This window comes from Streptomyces albireticuli (assembly GCF_002192455.1).
In the GTDB taxonomy this organism is placed as follows: Bacteria; Actinomycetota; Actinomycetes; order Streptomycetales; family Streptomycetaceae; genus Streptomyces; species Streptomyces albireticuli_B.
The window spans coordinates 6,072,945-6,087,919 of record NZ_CP021744.1; the positions used below are offsets into that span (position 1 = coordinate 6,072,945).

General features: G+C 74.1%; 14 protein-coding genes. 10 read left to right on the forward strand and 4 right to left on the reverse strand.

Translation table 11 applies throughout. The annotated features are described in order from the left end of the window. The first annotated feature begins 90 nt into the window (after positions 1–90). The 3 genes from SMD11_RS26315 (at position 91) to SMD11_RS37120 (ending at position 2,842) form a co-directional block, all read left to right on the forward strand. Entirely contained in the window at positions 91–1,434 is a 1,344-nt protein-coding gene (locus SMD11_RS26315) for a M20/M25/M40 family metallo-hydrolase (RefSeq protein WP_087928810.1), read from the forward strand. Positions 1,435–1,563: 129 nt separating this feature from the next. Next, positions 1,564–1,797, forward strand: coding sequence for a chaplin (locus tag SMD11_RS26320; protein WP_087928811.1), 234 nt, complete (start codon positions 1,564–1,566; stop codon positions 1,795–1,797). Between the two features lie 145 nt (positions 1,798–1,942). After that, on the forward strand, positions 1,943–2,842 hold the full coding sequence (locus tag SMD11_RS37120) for a chaplin (RefSeq protein WP_087928812.1): 900 nt from the start codon (positions 1,943–1,945) through the stop codon (positions 2,840–2,842). 80 nt (positions 2,843–2,922) lie between these two features. On the opposite strand, the gene SMD11_RS26330 is transcribed toward SMD11_RS37120, so the two are convergent. Beyond that, positions 2,923–3,111, reverse strand: coding sequence for a DUF5703 family protein (locus SMD11_RS26330; protein WP_087928813.1), 189 nt, complete (start codon positions 3,109–3,111; stop codon positions 2,923–2,925). A 47-nt stretch (positions 3,112–3,158) separates the two neighbouring features. Between SMD11_RS26330 and SMD11_RS26335 the strand changes: the two genes are divergently transcribed. Then, positions 3,159–3,872: a hypothetical protein gene (locus tag SMD11_RS26335; protein WP_087928814.1), complete on the forward strand. Its 714-nt coding sequence runs from the start codon at positions 3,159–3,161 to the stop codon at positions 3,870–3,872. Positions 3,873–3,981: 109 nt separating this feature from the next. On the opposite strand, the gene SMD11_RS26340 is transcribed toward SMD11_RS26335, so the two are convergent. Together SMD11_RS26340 and SMD11_RS26345 are read right to left on the reverse strand one after the other, a co-directional pair. After that, the gene (locus SMD11_RS26340) at positions 3,982–6,624 is read right to left on the reverse strand and encodes a helix-hairpin-helix domain-containing protein (RefSeq protein ID WP_087928815.1); all 2,643 of its coding nucleotides are present in this window, start codon (positions 6,622–6,624) and stop codon (positions 3,982–3,984) included. Then, positions 6,621–7,604, reverse strand: coding sequence for an aldo/keto reductase (locus SMD11_RS26345; RefSeq protein ID WP_087928816.1), 984 nt, complete (start codon positions 7,602–7,604; stop codon positions 6,621–6,623). Before SMD11_RS26345 ends, SMD11_RS26340 begins: the two co-directional genes overlap by 4 nt. Before the next feature lie 219 nt (positions 7,605–7,823). On the opposite strand from SMD11_RS26345, the gene SMD11_RS26350 reads away from it, so the two are divergent. Beyond that, a complete protein-coding gene (locus SMD11_RS26350; protein ID WP_087928817.1) occupies positions 7,824–8,873 on the forward strand; it encodes an LLM class F420-dependent oxidoreductase in 1,050 nt (349 codons plus the stop codon). 290 nt (positions 8,874–9,163) lie between these two features. Beyond that, a complete protein-coding gene (locus SMD11_RS26355; protein WP_087928818.1) occupies positions 9,164–9,952 on the forward strand; it encodes a hypothetical protein in 789 nt (262 codons plus the stop codon). A gap of 118 nt (positions 9,953–10,070) precedes the next feature. Here SMD11_RS26355 and corA read toward each other — a convergent pair whose 3' ends face one another. Continuing rightward, positions 10,071–11,063, reverse strand: a complete 993-nt coding sequence (gene corA / locus SMD11_RS26360; RefSeq protein ID WP_087928819.1) for a magnesium/cobalt transporter CorA — start codon at positions 11,061–11,063, stop codon at positions 10,071–10,073. Positions 11,064–11,209: 146 nt separating this feature from the next. Between corA and SMD11_RS26365 the strand changes: the two genes are divergently transcribed. The 4 genes from SMD11_RS26365 to mshC all read left to right on the forward strand — a co-directional run bounded on the left by SMD11_RS26365 (position 11,210) and on the right by mshC (position 14,860). Then, positions 11,210–11,914, forward strand: a complete 705-nt coding sequence (locus SMD11_RS26365) for a histidine phosphatase family protein (RefSeq protein WP_087928820.1) — start codon at positions 11,210–11,212, stop codon at positions 11,912–11,914. A gap of 113 nt (positions 11,915–12,027) precedes the next feature. Beyond that, entirely contained in the window at positions 12,028–12,618 is a 591-nt protein-coding gene (locus tag SMD11_RS26370; protein WP_087928821.1) for a DUF3090 domain-containing protein, read from the forward strand. After that, on the forward strand, positions 12,582–13,505 hold the full coding sequence (locus SMD11_RS26375) for an SCO1664 family protein (RefSeq protein ID WP_087928822.1): 924 nt from the start codon (positions 12,582–12,584) through the stop codon (positions 13,503–13,505). Before SMD11_RS26370 ends, SMD11_RS26375 begins: the two co-directional genes overlap by 37 nt. A gap of 125 nt (positions 13,506–13,630) precedes the next feature. After that, positions 13,631–14,860 carry a cysteine--1-D-myo-inosityl 2-amino-2-deoxy-alpha-D-glucopyranoside ligase gene (gene mshC / locus SMD11_RS26380; protein WP_087928823.1) on the forward strand — a complete coding sequence of 410 codons (1,230 nt, stop codon included), beginning with the start codon at positions 13,631–13,633 and terminating at the stop codon, positions 14,858–14,860. The last annotated feature ends 115 nt before the right edge of the window (positions 14,861–14,975 follow it).

Here is a 14,975-nt window from a genome sequence, read left to right on the forward strand (position 1 = left end):
AGGCGGACGGAGAGAGAGGATGGCGATGGACCACGCCGCGGGCCCGGCCTCCTCCGGGCGGGCGCGCGGCAGCGAACCAGAGGAGGCAGCGTGAGCGAGTCGAAGCCGGCCGGCGCCGGTAAGGGCAGGAGCGCCGGGGACGCCGAGAGGGAGGTCGTCGACCTCTGCCGCGATCTGATCCGGATCGACACCAGTAACTACGGCGACCACTCCGGGCCGGGCGAGCGCGCCGCCGCCGAGTACGTGGCCGAGAAGCTCGCCGAGGTCGGTCTCGAGCCGCAGATCTTCGAGTCCCACAAGGGCCGCGCCTCGACGGTGGCGAGGATCGAGGGCGAGGACCCGTCCCGCCCGGCCCTGCTCATCCACGGCCACACCGACGTCGTCCCGGCCAACGCCGAGGACTGGACCCACCACCCCTTCGCGGGCGAGATCGCCGACGGCTGCCTGTGGGGGCGCGGCGCGGTCGACATGAAGGACATGGACGCGATGACCCTCGCGGTCGTCCGCGACCGGATGCGCTCCGGGCGCAAGCCCCCGCGCGACATCGTGCTGGCCTTCCTCGCGGACGAGGAGGCCGGCGGCGTCTACGGCGCCCGCCACCTGGTGGACAAGCACCCCGGGCTCTTCGAGGGGGTGACCGAGGCGATCGGCGAGGTCGGCGGCTTCTCCTTCACCGTCAACGAGAACCTGCGGCTCTATCTGATCGAGACCGCCCAGAAGGGCATGCACTGGATGCGGCTCACCGTGGACGGCACCGCCGGGCACGGCTCGATGACCAACAAGGACAACGCGATCACGGAGCTGTGCGAGGCGGTCGGCCGGCTCGGGCGGCACGAGTTCCCGGTCCGGGTGACCAAGACCGTGCGGTCCTTCCTCGACGAGCTCTCCGACGCGCTCGGCACCCCGCTCGACCCCGAGGACATGGAGACGACGCTCGCCAAGCTGGGCGGCATCGCCAAGATGATCGGCACCACCCTGCGCAACACCGCGGCCCCGACCATGCTCGGCGCCGGGTACAAGGTGAACGTCATCCCGGGCCAGGCCGTCGCGCACGTCGACGGCCGGTTCCTGCCGGGGTACGAGGAGGAGTTCCTCGCCGACCTCGACCGGATCCTCGGGCCGCGGGTCAGGCGCGAGGACGTCCACGCGGACAAGGCGCTGGAGACGAGCTTCGACGGCGCCCTCGTCGACGCGATGCAGTCGGCGCTCAAGGCCGAGGACCCGATCGCGCGGGCCGTGCCGTACATGCTCTCCGGCGGCACCGACGCCAAGTCCTTCGACGACCTCGGCATCCGCTGCTTCGGCTTCGCGCCGCTCCAGCTGCCGCCGGAGCTCGACTTCGCGGGGATGTTCCACGGCGTCGACGAGCGGGTACCGCTGGAGGGCCTGAAGTTCGGCGCACGGGTGCTCGACCGGTTCATCGATCAGTGCTGAAACATCGTAAGTTCGTTTCTTCGCCACCGGAAAGGGTGAATGAATTGAGGGTTGCGTAGCCCGATTACCTCCTCGTCGTTACAGGTGTGCGGTCCGCGGCTGGGACCGCTTGCCAACTAGGAGGAATCCATGCTCAAGAAGGTTGTCGCTGCTGCGGCGGTCACCGGTGGCGTCGTACTGGCGGGCTCGGGCATCGCCATGGCCAGCTCGGGTGCGCAGGGCGCCGCGGTGAACTCCCCCGGCGTCGTGTCGGGGAACGTCATCCAGGTGCCTGTCCAGGTCCCGGTGAACCTCTGCGGCAACTCGATCAACGTCGTCGGGCTGCTGAACCCCACCTTCGGCAACAAGTGCGTCAACAACTGACGTTGTGCCTCATCCCGTAAAGGGTGTGAAGGGCGGCTCCGGGGTGCGCTGCGTGCGCGCCTCCGGAGCCGTCCGGTCTTCCTGCGCGTGGGCCTCGTGCGCCCACGCGTGTTCCGCACGGTAAGGCAAGAGAGGCAGTAACGTCATGCGACAGGTGGCCAAGAAGAGCTTGATCACCGCGGCGGCGGCAAGTGGCGTGATCGCCATGACCGGCGCGTACTCCTACGCGGACTCGGGGGCCCACGGCGCGGCCTCCCACTCGCCGGGTGTGGCGTCCGGTAACACCGTCCAGGTCCCCGTGCACGTCCCGGTGAACGCCTGCGGCAACACCGTGAACGTGATCGGTGCGCTCAACCCGGCCTCGGGCAACCGCTGTGCCAACGGCGGCGACCACGGCAAGGGCGGCCACGGCAAGGGCGGCGGCAACCACGGCGGAGGGGGCGCGCACGGCGCGGCCTCCGACTCCCCGGGCGTCGCCTCCGGTAACACCGTCCAGGTCCCGGTGCACGTCCCGGTGAACGCCTGCGGCAACAGCGTCAGCGTCGTCGGCATCGGGAACTCCGCCACCGGCAACGGCTGCGCCAACGCCGGTGGCCACGTCGGTGGTCACGACCACCAGTGGCCGGGTCACCCCGGGCACCAGAACCCGCCCCACCAGCCTCCGGGCAAGCCGGGGGAGCACAAGCCCCCCACGCACCACACCCCGGGGCACGAGCAGCCCGGCCACAAGCCGCCTGCCCACCCCCACAAGCCGGCGGACCACAAGCCCGCCGAGCACCCGGCCGGCCACAAGCCGGGCGGACACCCCACGGGTCACAAGCCCACCGGGGAGCACCCCGCGCACATCACCCCCGCTGCGCACCGCACCCCGGCCGAGGTGAAGGACGCCCACCGTGACGGTGGCGTCCTCGCGGCCCCGGCGGCCAAGGCCGTCGAGCTCGCGCACACCGGCGCGGGTCAGCTCGGCATGGCCGGCGCCGCCAGCGCCGGACTGCTCCTGGGCGGGGCGGTCATCTACCGCCGCGCCCGCGCCGCGCAGAACTGATCCGGCTCACCCCGGACGGAGCGCACCAGGCACACAGCACGGAGCGGGGCCCGCGGCCGCGGGCCCCGCTCCGTATGCGTTCACCATGTGGCACGCAGCTGGCGGATGATCCGGCGTCGCAGCCGCACCCGGCGGCTGCCGTCGGGATAGAGTCGCAGTCGGTCCAACTCCCAGTGTCTGTACTCGGCATGGTCGGTCAGCAGGCGTGTGGCCGCCCCTCGGGAGACCCCGCGAGGCACATACACATCACAGAATTCGTATTCCGGCATCGCATCTATTGTGCGGGAACGGCCCCGGTGCGGATAGCGTCTGCACTATGTCTGATGCTGCGCAGCCAACCGCTGCCGAGGTACGCGCCGCCGCCGAGGCGGTCAAAGCCGCGCTGGACCGTCACCTCGCCGCCGTCGAACGCCGGTCGGGGGAGGACGACCCGGCCGTCTACGCCGCGTTCAACGAGCTGGCCGCGACAGCGGAGGCGTACGACGAACTGTTGTACGACGTCTATGACGAGGTGACCCCCTTCGAGATCCCGGGCGACGACGCGCTGCCCGCCTACGCGGGGCCGGAGGAGCCCAGCGCCCTGAGCGTCCTGATCCGCCGGGACTACGCGGTGGTCGAGCCCCAGCGGCTCCTCGCCCAGGCCCAGCGGGTCGCCGACCTCGATCCGGACGTCGCCGCGGACGCGGGGATGCCGGGCGGCGCGGCGGGCATCGTCGGCAGCAGTGTGCACGCCGCGCTCGGCGTGCTCTTCGGCGAGTACGAACCCGACGAGATCGCCTCCCGGCACAAGGAGTTCGGCCTGGAGGAGGGCGACTCCACGCTCTGGGTCGCCGCCGCCGAGGACCAGGCGGAGCCGGGGGAGTGGCTCGGCGCGCCCTTCGACCAGGCCGACCCGCAGCGCGTCATCTGCCGCTTCGACGTCAGCGCCGTCTTCGACGAGGACCTGGACCTCGACGACGACGGTGACGAGGCCGAGGACGGCGGCCGTGAGGCGGCCGGCGGGGCAGGCCCCGGGGCCCCGGGGCGCTGACCTCGCGCGTACGGGCTCACCCCGGCGGTGAGCCCGTACGCCCCGGGGCGCTCCGGCGTCGGGGCCGGGCCCTGACCGGGCCCTCCCGGGACACCGGCAGGCCCCGGCGTCACTCCGCCGGGCGCCCCTGTGCCCGCAGCAGCGAACGGAGCCGCGTCGTCCGCTCCTTCGCGGGGACCTCGGCGACGGCACGGGGCAGTGCCTGCTCGACGCCGTGCACGACCGACAGATGCCGCTCCGCCCTGCCGAACGCGGTGTAGACCCACGACCGCGTGAGCGTCCGGGCGGCGTCGCCCGGCAGCACCACCACGGCGGCCGGCCAGCGCACCCCGGCGGCCTGGTGCGCCGTCACCGCCCAGCCGTGCCGGACCTCCTCGCCGACCCGCTCCCTCGGCACGACCACGGGCGTGCCGCCGCAGTCCAGGCGCAGCCCTTCCGCGTCCGCGGAGACCACGGTGCCGGTCACCGTCCGGCCGGGCGCCGGGACGTACGCGATCCGGTCGCCGGGGTCGAAGCCGCCGAACCGGCCGGGGCCGGGGTTGAGCCGCTCCTTGAGCGCCGCGTTGAGCGCGCGGGTGCCGGCGGGGCCGCCGTGGCCCGGGGTGATGACCTGGGTCCGCTCGGCCGGCACGCCGATCGCGCGCGGGACGGAGTCCGCGACCAGCTGGACCGTGCGGTGCACGGCCTCCGCGGGCTCCCGCACGGGCACGATCACGACCTCCTTGCCGGGGGCCTCGACCTGGCTCAGCTCCCCGACGCCGATCCCCGACACCAGCTCGCCGATCGGGCCGGGGTCCGGGGTGCGCGAGACGACCACCGGGCAGGCCTGGGCCGCGAGGACGTCCGCGAAGACCCTGCCGGGGCCCGCCGACCACAGCACGCCCGGGTCGCCGCTCAGCACCAGCCGGGTGCCGTCCGCCAGCGACTCCACGAGCATCGCGGCGGCCTCGACGTCGAGCTGCGGGGCGTCCAGCACGGCGAGCAGGTCGAGCGCGAGCGCGCCGTCGGCGTCCCGGCCCGGGCCCTCCCGCCCGGCCAGCAGCCCCGCGACGGTGACGGCCGCGCCGTCACCGAGCCCGGCGGCCCGCCGCTTGCCGTCCTCGGTGTGCACGGCTACGCACGCCCGCACCCCCGCCGCCCGCGCCGCGAGCACCGCCGCCACGACCTCGGCGCGCGAGGCCTCGCCGCCGCTGTGCGCCACGACGCCGGCGCCCGCGACCGCGCGGACCAGCTCGGCACCGGACGCCGACACGGTGGCGGCCGCGAGGGCCTCCCAGTCGGGGGAGGGAGTGGTGCCGACGCCACCGGGAGCGGCTTCCGCCTGCTCGGGGGCGTCGGCGGCGTCCGCCGCGTCGGGTTCCGGCTCGCCCGTCGGGTCGGCCGGGGCCTTGGATGCCGCGGCCTCCGGCGTGCGGGAGCCGACCTTCTCCGTCCCGTCACCCGTCACCTCGGGCGCGTCCGGGGCGCCGGCGGGCTCCGCGTTCTCGTCCGCCGCGTCGGTGTCCGGCCCGTCCGCCGGGTCGGCGGAGGCTGCGGCCTTTGGCGTGTGGGAGCCGGCTTCCTTCGCCTGGTCACTCGCGACCCCGGGCGCGTCCGGGGTCACGGCGTCCGCCGCGTCGGGTTCCGGCTCGCCCGTCGGGTCGGCCGGGGCCTTGGATGCCGCGGCCTCCGGCGTGCGGGAGCCGGCTTCCTCCGTCCCGTCACCCGTCGCCCCGGGCTCGTCCGGGGTGACGGCGGGCTCCGGCTCGAAGTTGTTGATCAGGCGGCCGAGGCCGTCCGCGAGGCTCTCCTCGGCCATGGCGAAGCGGTCCAGGCCCAGCAGCAGCCGGACCGGGACCTCCGCGTCCGGGTCGGCCTCGCGCGCGGCGCGGGCGGCGGCCGGGTTCTCCAGCGCCTCCTCGAAGACCAGGACGGCGCCCTCCGCGAGGGCGCTCTGAAGGGCCTCGTCCGGGTCCGGCACCGCGTGCCGGGTGAGGGCGGAGCGCAGGACCGACGCCTCCAGCACCGTGTGCCCGGCGTCCGCCGCGCGCTCCAGCAGCCAGACCGTCAGGGCCTGGGCCCGGCGCTCGTCGTCCGGACCGCACTCGGCGCCGAGCAGGGCCCGCGCGAAGCCGTCCGCCTGCTCGGGCCGCACGCCCGGGACGGCCAGCAGCTGCCAGGGGTCGGCGCGCAGCGCCTCCGCGGCGTGCTCGCCGAGCGCCTCGGTCACCGGGCCGGTGAGCTGCTCGGGGGCGCCGCCCGCGGCCAGCACCTCACGCACGCTCCCGAGCCCCTCGGCGCTGACGACGGGACGTGCGGGCCGCTCGGCCACGGGTGCCGTCGGTGCGGCGGGGGCCACGGGCGCGCCCGCGCGCTGCGGGGCCGGCCGGGCCGGGGGCGCCTGCCTGCGCGGATCGTTGAAGAACGCCGTCGCGGGCTTCTCCCCGCTCTCGACGGCCCGCACCGCGGCGGCCAGCGCCTCCGCGACGGCGGACCGCTTGGCGGCGGTGCCGCCCTCGGCCCCCTGCGGGTCCGTGCCCCGCGAGCGCGCGTCCGCGTCCGGCTCCCCGGTGTTCGCGGTCGCCTCCGGGCTCGCGCCCGCCGCGTCGGCCCCGCCCGTCGGGCCGGACGCCGCCTCCGCACCGGCACCCGCGGCGGACGCCGCCTCCGCACCCGCGCCCCCGGGCGCCTCTCGCTCGGCGGGCGGCGGTGCCGGGGCGGCCTTCTCCGGCTCCGCCGGTGCGGCTTCGCCGGCGGGGCGATCGGTACTCACAGGGTGCTCCAGTCCTGATCGGGATAGCGGTGCACAGGGGCCGACACGTCGTCGAGCGCCTGGCAGATCTCGTCCGGAAGCGTAAGCGCCTCCACTGACAACGCCGCCCGCAGCTGCTGGGCGTTCCGCGCGCCGACGATCGGGGCGGTCACCCCGGGGCGGTCGCGCACCCACGCCAGCGCGACCTTCAGGGACGTCGTCGCGAGCCCGTCCGCCGCCGTGGCGACGGCGTCCACGACCCGGCCCGCCGTCTCGTCCAGATACGGGGCGACGAAGGGCGCGAGGCTCTCCGAGGCGCCCCGCGAGTCGGCGGGGGTCGCGTGGCGGTACTTGCCGGTGAGGACGCCGCGGCCGAGCGGCGAGGACGGCAGCACCCCGATGCCCAGGTCGAGCGCGGCGGGCAGCACCTCGCGCTCGATGCCGCGCTGGAGCAGTGAGTACTCCATCTGCGTGCCGGCCAGCCGGGTCCGTATGCCCGGCGCGGCGAGCTGCCAGGTGGCGGCCTTGGCGAGCTGCCAGCCGCTGAAGTTGGAGACGCCCGCATAGCGGGCCCGCCCGCTGCTGACGGCGATGTCGACCGCCTGGAGGGTCTCCTCGACCGGTGTCCAGGGGTCGAAGGCATGGATCTGCCACAGGTCCACATGGTCCGTGCCGAGCCGCTCCAGGGAGGCGTCGAGCGCCGAGAGCAGATGCCCCCGCGAGCCGTCGAAGCGGCGGTCGGGGTCGGGGACGCTGCCCGACTTGGTCGCGATGACCAGATCGCGGCGCGGGACGAGCTCCTCCATCAGCTGCCCCAGGAGATACTCCGCGCCACCGTCCGCGTAGACATCCGCGGTGTCGACGAGGGTGCCGCCCGCTTCCCAGAACGTCTTGAGCTGTTCGGCGGCGTCGTGCTCACTCGTGTCCCGGCCCCAGGTGAGCGTGCCGAGCCCGATCCGGGATACCCGCAGCCCCGTGCGGCCGAGATGCCTTAGCTCCATGAGCGCTGACCCTACTGGCCGCGGCACACCCCGTGGCGCCCTGTGGATAACCCCGCGGCCGAGGCGTTGACCAGGTAATCGGCCCGACAACCGGCCGGGTGGCGGGCCGGGCGGGCGGCGACGTGGTGCCGGCACACCGATGACGTACTCCGGTCCGGCGCGCTACAGTCCCCGGGACAACGACGTTACTGATCAGTAAGGGGAGTCGGCATGGGTCGAATGAGGCTCGGAATCAACCTCGGCTACTGGGGCGCCGGGATGGACGCCGACAACCTCGCGGTCGCCCGCGAGGCCGACCGGCTGGGCTACTCGGTCTGCTGGGCCGCCGAGGCGTACGGCTCGGACGCCCCCACCGTGCTGTCCTGGGTCGCGGCGCAGACCGAGCGGATCGACATCGGATCGGCCATCTTCCAGATCCCGGCCCGTACGCCCACGATGACGGCGATGACCGCGGCCACCCTGGACTCCCTCTCCGGCGGCCGCTTCCGGCTCGGCCTCGGCGTCTCCGGCCCGCAGGTCTCCGAGGGCTGGTACGGCGTGAAGTTCGACAAGCCGCTCGCCCGCACCCGCGAGTACGTGGACATCGTCCGCAAGGCCATGTCCCGCGAGCGCGTCACCCACGACGGCGACCACTGGACGCTGCCGCTCCCCGGCGGCCCCGGCAAGCCCATCAAGCTGACCGTCCACCCGGTGCGTGAGCGCGTTCCGCTCTACATCGCCGCCATCGGCCCGAAGAACCTGGAGCAGACCGGCGAGATCGCCGACGGCGCCCTCGTCGTCTTCTTCGCCCCGGAGCACGCCGAGGAGACCACGCTCGGCGCGATCCGCGCGGGCCGTGAGAAGATCGGCAAGACCCTCGACGGCTTCGACCTCGCCCCGAGCGTCTCCATCGCGGTCGGCGACGACGTCAACGCCCTCGCCGACATCTTCCGCCCGCACACCGCCCTCTACGTCGGCGGCATGGGCAGCGCCAAGCAGAACTTCTACAACAAGCTCGCCCAGCGCATGGGCTACGAGAAGGCCGCCGCCGAGATCCAGGAGAAGTACCTGGCCGGTGACAAGGCCGGCGCCGCGGCGGCCGTACCGCGCGAGCTGATCGACTCCACCACCCTGCTCGGCCCCGTGGAGCGCATCGCCGACCGGATGCAGGCCTACGCCGACGCGGGCGTCACCACGCTGTCGCTGCTGCCCGCCGGGTTCACCCTCGACGAGCGGATCGCCGCCCTGCGGGCCGGCGTCGAGGCGATGGAGCGCGCCGGCCTGGCGTAGCGGAGGGAAACCTGCGGCCGTGGTGGGGGCTCGGGGTGTCTTCCCCGCCACGGCCGGTACAGAACACAACGCCCGTACGCGCGCGGGGTTACGCGCCGAGGCCCCGGAATCCCGTGCGAGCCGCCACCGCGGCTCCACCCGTTCGGCCCAGCGGCCGTCACCTCCTGTTGCCGACCCGTCCGCCGGGTACTTGACTTTCACCTCGCGGGGCACACGCGGACACACGCAACCGCGCGCGAAACATGCGAAACGCGCGTAACCCGTGCCGCGGACGCAGGGAGGTGACGCCCATGCTCTCGGCCAGGAGCCTGTTCCAGGAGATCCTCGACGACGACGAGTCCTACCGGCTCTTCTGCTCCATCGCCGCCAGCGGCGAGGCGCAGGGCGGCTGGGAGAACGGCAGGATCGCGGCCCGCGTCCCCGGCACCCAGCGCGCGCTCGCCCCGAAGATCGCCCGGCACGGCGCGGACGAGGACAAGCACGGGCGGATCTTCAACGCCCTGCTGCGCAAGCGTGGCCTCGACCCGGTGCCCGTGCCGCCCGAGACCGACTACACGATGCTCCTGGAGCGCGGCGGCATCGGCCTCGCCCACGCCCTGCTGCGCGGCGACGAACCGCTGACCGAGCGGGACATCGTGGTCTACCTCGCGCACAGCCGCGTCACCGAGCAGCGCGCCGCGGACCAGATGCGGATGCTCACCGCCCACTTCGGCGAGCACCCCGAGGTCGGCAAGGCGATCAGGATGATCTCGCACGACGAGGACAACCACCTCGCGTACTGCCACGAGGAGCTGCTCCGGCTGGCCCGCGCCGGACACGGCCGGACCATCCGGGCCGTCCTGCGCGAGAGCGCCCGCGCCGAGATCCGCGTCCACAGGGACGTCAGCCTGGCCGTGATGGCGCGCATGGGTGCCCTTCTCGGGTGGTCCGGGCGGAAGGCCCTGGTGCTGTCCCTCGGTATCCGGGCGGTGTACCTCCGCGAGCGGCTCTTCGGGTGGCGCCGGATGGTCACGCTGAGCCCGCCCGCGCGCCGTGACCCGCTGGGCGGCCCCGCCACCTCGGCGGCCGAGTTCGCCTGAGCGGGAAGCGGGAAGCGGGAAGCGGGAAGCGAGGCAATAGAGGGAGCAGAGGGAGCGAGGCGGCAGGGGCGCGCACGGACTCCGGGGCCCGCCCCGGCAAGCCCGCCCCCGGCCCGCCTCAGAGCCAGCCGCGTCGCTTGAAGTAGCGGTGCAGCCAGAACACCAGCCCCGCCATGAGCAGCACGACCGCCGGATAGCCCCACGGCTGGTGCAGCTCCGGCATGTGGTCGAAGTTCATCCCGTAGACGCCGGCGACCATCGTCGGCACCGCGGCCATCGCCGCCCACGCGGAGATCTTGCGCATGTCGTCGTTCTGCTGGACGCCCATCTGCGCCAGGTGGGCCGACAGTATGTCCGTCAGCAGCCGGTCCAGGCCGTCCACGGACTCGTTCGCCCGCGTCAGGTGGTCGCCCACGTCCCGGAAGAACGGCCGCGCGGGTTCCGGTACGAACGGCACGCCCGCCCCCGACAGCCGCGCCATCGGGTCGGTCAGCGGCCACGAGGCCCGCCGGAACTCCATCACCTGCCGCTTGAAGGAGTAGATCCGCGAGGCCGTGTTCCGGGTGTCGCCGCCCACCGGCGCGAACACCTCCGCCTCCAGCTCCTCCAGGTCCACCTGGAGCTCGGCGGCCACCTCGATGTAGTGGTCGACGACCGCGTCGCTCACCGCGTACACGACCGCCGACGGGCCGTGCCGCAGGACCTCCGGGTCCTCCTCCAGCCGCCGGCGCACCTCGGCGAGCGGGGCGCCCTCGCCGTGCCGGACGGTCACCACGAAGGAGTCGCCGAGGAAGAGCATGAGCTCGCCGGTGGTGACGGTGTCCGCGGCGTCGTCGTAGACGACCGGCTTCAGGACGACGAACAGCGAGTCGTCGTACACCTCCAGCTTGGGCCGCTGGTGGGCCTTCAGCGCGTCCTCCACGGCCAGCGGGTGCAGCCCGAACTCGCTGGTGACCAGCTCGAATTCCTTCTCCGTCGGCTCGTGCAGCCCGATCCACAGGAACGAGCGGCCGTCGGCCCGCGCCTCGTCCAGCGCGTCGGAGAAGTCGGCGGGGCCCTCGGTGCGGCGTCCGTCCCGGTAGATAGCGCAGTCCACGATCACGGAGGGCATTCTGCCGCCGATCGGCCCCGAGTACACCGCGCGGTGGTCGGCGGGCGGGCGCGGACGGGGGCGAACCGGACTCCGCAGCCCGGCCCCGGAGCCGGGTTCGCCACCGGCCGGGACGGGCCGCACGGCCCCGACGTAGGCTGGCGGCCATGCCCACGCTGATCCTTGTCCGGCACGGCCGGTCCACCGCCAACACCGGGGGCGTGCTCGCCGGCTGGACCCCCGGCGTCGCCCTGGACGAGCGCGGCACCGCCCAGGCGGCCGCCCTCCCGGACCGGCTGGCCGGGCTCCCCCTGGCCGCCGCCGTCACCAGCCCGCTGCAACGCTGCCGGGAGACCCTGGCGCCGCTCCTCGCCGCCCGCCCGGACCTGCCCCTGCACACGGACGAGCGCATCGGGGAGTGCCACTACGGCGACTGGTCCGGCCGCAAGATCGCCGAGCTGGTCGACGAGCCGCTGTGGGAGGTCGTCCAGCGGCATCCCGGTGCCGCCGCCTTTCCCGGTGGCGAGTCCGTGCGCGCCATGCAGGCGCGCGCCGTGGACGCCGTGCGCGACTGGAACGCCCGGATCGAGGAGGAGCACGGCGCCGACGCCGTCTACGTCATGTGCTCGCACGGCGACATCGTGAAGTCGCTCGTCGCCGACGCCCTCGGCCTGCACCTCGACCTGTTCCAGCGGATCGCCGTCGACCCCTGTTCGGTCACCGCCATCCGCTACACCCGGCTGCGGCCGTTCCTGCTGCGCCTCGGCGACACCGGTGAGCTGCGCGGCCTCGCCCCGCACACGGAGCCGGCGGCCCCCGCCGAGGGGTCCGAGGCGGACGGCGTCGTGGGAGGCGGGGCGGGGGCACCGTGATCGCCCAGCGCAGTAGGGTGGTGGCGCGGCTCCGTCCGCCTCCCCGCGCGTGAGCAGCATCCGGAACAGTTACTTCCGCACCACTCCACCACCGAAGCAAATGGAGCAGGACGTTGTCCCGTCAGGTGTTCCTCTATGACCCGCCGGACCGTTTCGTCGCCGGTACGGTCGGGCTGCCGGGTCGCCGTACCTTCTTCCTCCAGGCCTCCGCGGGCGGCCGTACCACCAGCGTGGCCCTGGAGAAGGCCCAGGTCGAAGCGCTCGCCGAGCGGATCGACGAGCTGCTGGACGAGGTCGTCCGGCGCACCGGCGGCAACGCCGCGGTGCCCGCCGTGGCCCCCGCGGAGCTCGCCGACACCGGGCCCCTGGAGTCCCCCGTCGAGGAGGAGTTCCGGGTCGGCACCATGGCCCTGGCCTGGGACGGCGACGGACAGCGCATGATCGTGGAGGCGCAGGCCCTCGTCGAGCTGGCGGCGGACACCGACGAGGACCTGGTCGAGGCCGAGGAGCGGATGCTCCAGGACGAGACGAACGGTCCGCCGATGCTGCGCGTCCGGCTCACCGGCACCATGGCACGGGCCTTCGCCAAGCGTGCCCTGGAGGTCGTCAACGCCGGCCGTCCGCCGTGCCCCCTGTGCAGCCTGCCGCTCGACCCGGAAGGACATGTATGTCCGCGCCAGAACGGATACCGCCGCGGAGCGTGAGCCCGCAGGAGCTGCTCGCCAAGGGTGAGCTGACGGTACGCGGGCAGGTCCGCGGGGCGTCCAACGCCGTCCTGTACTGCACGGTCGAGTACGACGGGGTCAGCGCCGCCTGCGTCTACAAGCCGGTGGCCGGCGAGCGGCCCCTGTGGGACTTCCCCGACGGGACGCTCGCCCAGCGCGAGGTCGCGGCCTACGAGCTGTCCGAGGCCATGGGCTGGGGCCTGGTCCCGCCCACGGTGCTGCGGGACGGCCCGTACGGGGAGGGCATGTGCCAGCTGTGGATCGAGGCACCGGAGACCGCCGGGACGGCCGGGGAGACGGCTGAGGCCGCCGCGGGCGCCGGGAGCGCGGCGGGCCCGGCGGGCCCGGGGCCGGCGGCGGAGGCCTCCGAGGGCGGCCCGCTGCTCGCCCTGGTCGACGGCGACGAGCCCGGCGAGGGCTGGAAGGCCGTGGGCTTCGCGGAGGTGGGCGGCCCGGGGGAGGAGCGCACCGCGCTGCTCGTGCACGCCGACGACGTCCGCCTGCGGCGGCTCGCCGTGCTCGACGCGGTGATCAACAACGGTGACCGCAAGGGCGGCCACCTGCTGCCCGCCGCGGACGGCCGGATCTACGCCATCGACCACGGTGTGACCTTCAACGCGGACGACAAGCTGCGCACCCTGCTGTGGGGCTGGGCGGGTGAGCCGCTGACCGAGGAGGCCCTCGACGCCCTGCGGCGACTTTCGGCCGATCTGGCCGAAGGCAGCCCCCTTGCCGCCCGGTTGGCGGAGCTCATCACACCGGCCGAAATCCAGGCGCTCCGCGCGCGTGTCGCGGACCTGCTGCGGACCGGGCGGCACCGTGAGCCGAGCGGTCAGTGGCCCGCTATTCCCTGGCCACCGGTCTGATCCACTCCGGTCCGCGCCGGAAACGGGCTGATGCACACCGGGCGGGGCAAGCGCAAGAGGGCCTGTTCGGCCAACACCCGAGTCCGGTTCGTATCCGGAACACCCGTCCGGTTACGCTTCTGAACATGCATGCCTGGCCCGCTTCTGAGGTACCCGCCCTGCCTGGCAGTGGCCGCGACCTCCGGATCCACGACACCGCGACCGGTGGACGGGTGACCCTCGTCCCCGGCCCCGTCGCCCGTATCTACGTCTGCGGAATCACGCCGTACGACGCCACCCACATGGGGCACGCGGCGACCTACAACGCGTTCGACCTCGTGCAGCGCGTGTGGCTCGACACCAAGCGGCAGGTTCACTACGTCCAGAACGTCACGGACATCGACGACCCGCTGCTGGAGCGCGCCGTGCGGGACGGCGAGGACTGGACCGCGCTCGCGGAGCGCGAGACCACCCTCTTCCGCGAGGACATGACCGCCCTGCGGATGCTCCCGCCCCAGCACTACGTGGGCGCCGTGGAGTCGATACCGAAGATCGTCCCCCTGGTGGAGCGCCTGCTCTCCGCCGGAGCCGCCTACGAGCTCGAGGGCGACATCTACTTCTCCGTCGCCGCCGACCCCTCCTTCGGCGCGGTCTCCGGTCTCGACGCCGAGGCGATGCGGCTGCTCTCCGCCGAGCGCGGCGGCGACCCCGACCGCCCCGGCAAGAAGAACCCCCTCGACCCCATGCTGTGGATGTCCGCCCGCCCGGGCGAGCCCAGCTGGGACGGCGCCTCGCTCGGCCCCGGCCGCCCCGGCTGGCACATCGAGTGCGTCGCCATCGCCCTCGACCACCTCGGCATGGGCTTCGACGTCCAGGGCGGCGGCAGCGACCTCGTCTTCCCGCACCACGAGATGGGCGCCTCGCACGCCCAGGCGCTCACCGGCGAGCACCCCTTCGCCAAGACGTACGTCCACGCCGGCATGGTCGCCCTCGACGGCGAGAAGATGTCCAAGTCGCGCGGCAACCTCGTCTTCATCTCCAAGCTGCGCCGGGACGGTGTCGACCCCGCCGCGATCCGGCTGGCCCTGCTGGCCCACCACTACCGCGCCGACTGGGAGTGGACGGACGCCGTCCTGACCGAGGCCGTCGAGCGCCTCGCCCGCTGGCGCGCCGCCGTCTCCCGCCCCGACGGCCCGTCCGCCGACGCCCTGGTCGAGGAGGTCCGCGAGGCCCTCGCGGACGACCTCGACGCACCGCGGGCGCTGGCCGCCATCGACCGCTGGGCCGCGGCCCAGACCGCCGACGGCGGTACGGACGAGGGCGCGCCCGGCCTCGTCTCCCGCACCGCGGACGCGCTGCTCGGCGTCGCGCTGTAGCCGTACGAGGCATGGCGGCGCCGGTCGTGACCGGCGCCCGCCGACCCGCCGTGGCCGGTCGGCGGGCGGTCGCACCGTCCTTCAGGGGGCGCTCCCCATCGGGGAGCGCCCCCTT

Excerpts from the sequence above, each read along its gene's own strand:
- SMD11_RS26335 (WP_087928814.1), top strand. The coding sequence starts at position 3,159 with ATGTCTGATGCTGCGCAGCCAACCGCTGCCGAGGTACGCGCCGCCGCC.
- SMD11_RS26345 (WP_087928816.1), bottom strand. The coding sequence starts at position 7,604 with ATGGAGCTAAGGCATCTCGGCCGCACGGGGCTGCGGGTATCCCGGATC.
- SMD11_RS26375 (WP_087928822.1), top strand. The coding sequence starts at position 12,582 with ATGTCCGCGCCAGAACGGATACCGCCGCGGAGCGTGAGCCCGCAGGAG.
- corA (WP_087928819.1), bottom strand. The coding sequence starts at position 11,063 with ATGCCCTCCGTGATCGTGGACTGCGCTATCTACCGGGACGGACGCCGC.
- SMD11_RS26350 (WP_087928817.1), top strand. The coding sequence starts at position 7,824 with ATGAGGCTCGGAATCAACCTCGGCTACTGGGGCGCCGGGATGGACGCC.
- SMD11_RS26330 (WP_087928813.1), bottom strand. The coding sequence starts at position 3,111 with ATGCCGGAATACGAATTCTGTGATGTGTATGTGCCTCGCGGGGTCTCC.
- SMD11_RS37120 (WP_087928812.1), top strand. The coding sequence starts at position 1,943 with ATGCGACAGGTGGCCAAGAAGAGCTTGATCACCGCGGCGGCGGCAAGT.
- SMD11_RS26365 (WP_087928820.1), top strand. The coding sequence starts at position 11,210 with ATGCCCACGCTGATCCTTGTCCGGCACGGCCGGTCCACCGCCAACACC.
- mshC (WP_087928823.1), top strand. The coding sequence starts at position 13,631 with ATGCATGCCTGGCCCGCTTCTGAGGTACCCGCCCTGCCTGGCAGTGGC.
- SMD11_RS26355 (WP_087928818.1), top strand. The coding sequence starts at position 9,164 with ATGCTCTCGGCCAGGAGCCTGTTCCAGGAGATCCTCGACGACGACGAG.
- SMD11_RS26320 (WP_087928811.1), top strand. The coding sequence starts at position 1,564 with ATGCTCAAGAAGGTTGTCGCTGCTGCGGCGGTCACCGGTGGCGTCGTA.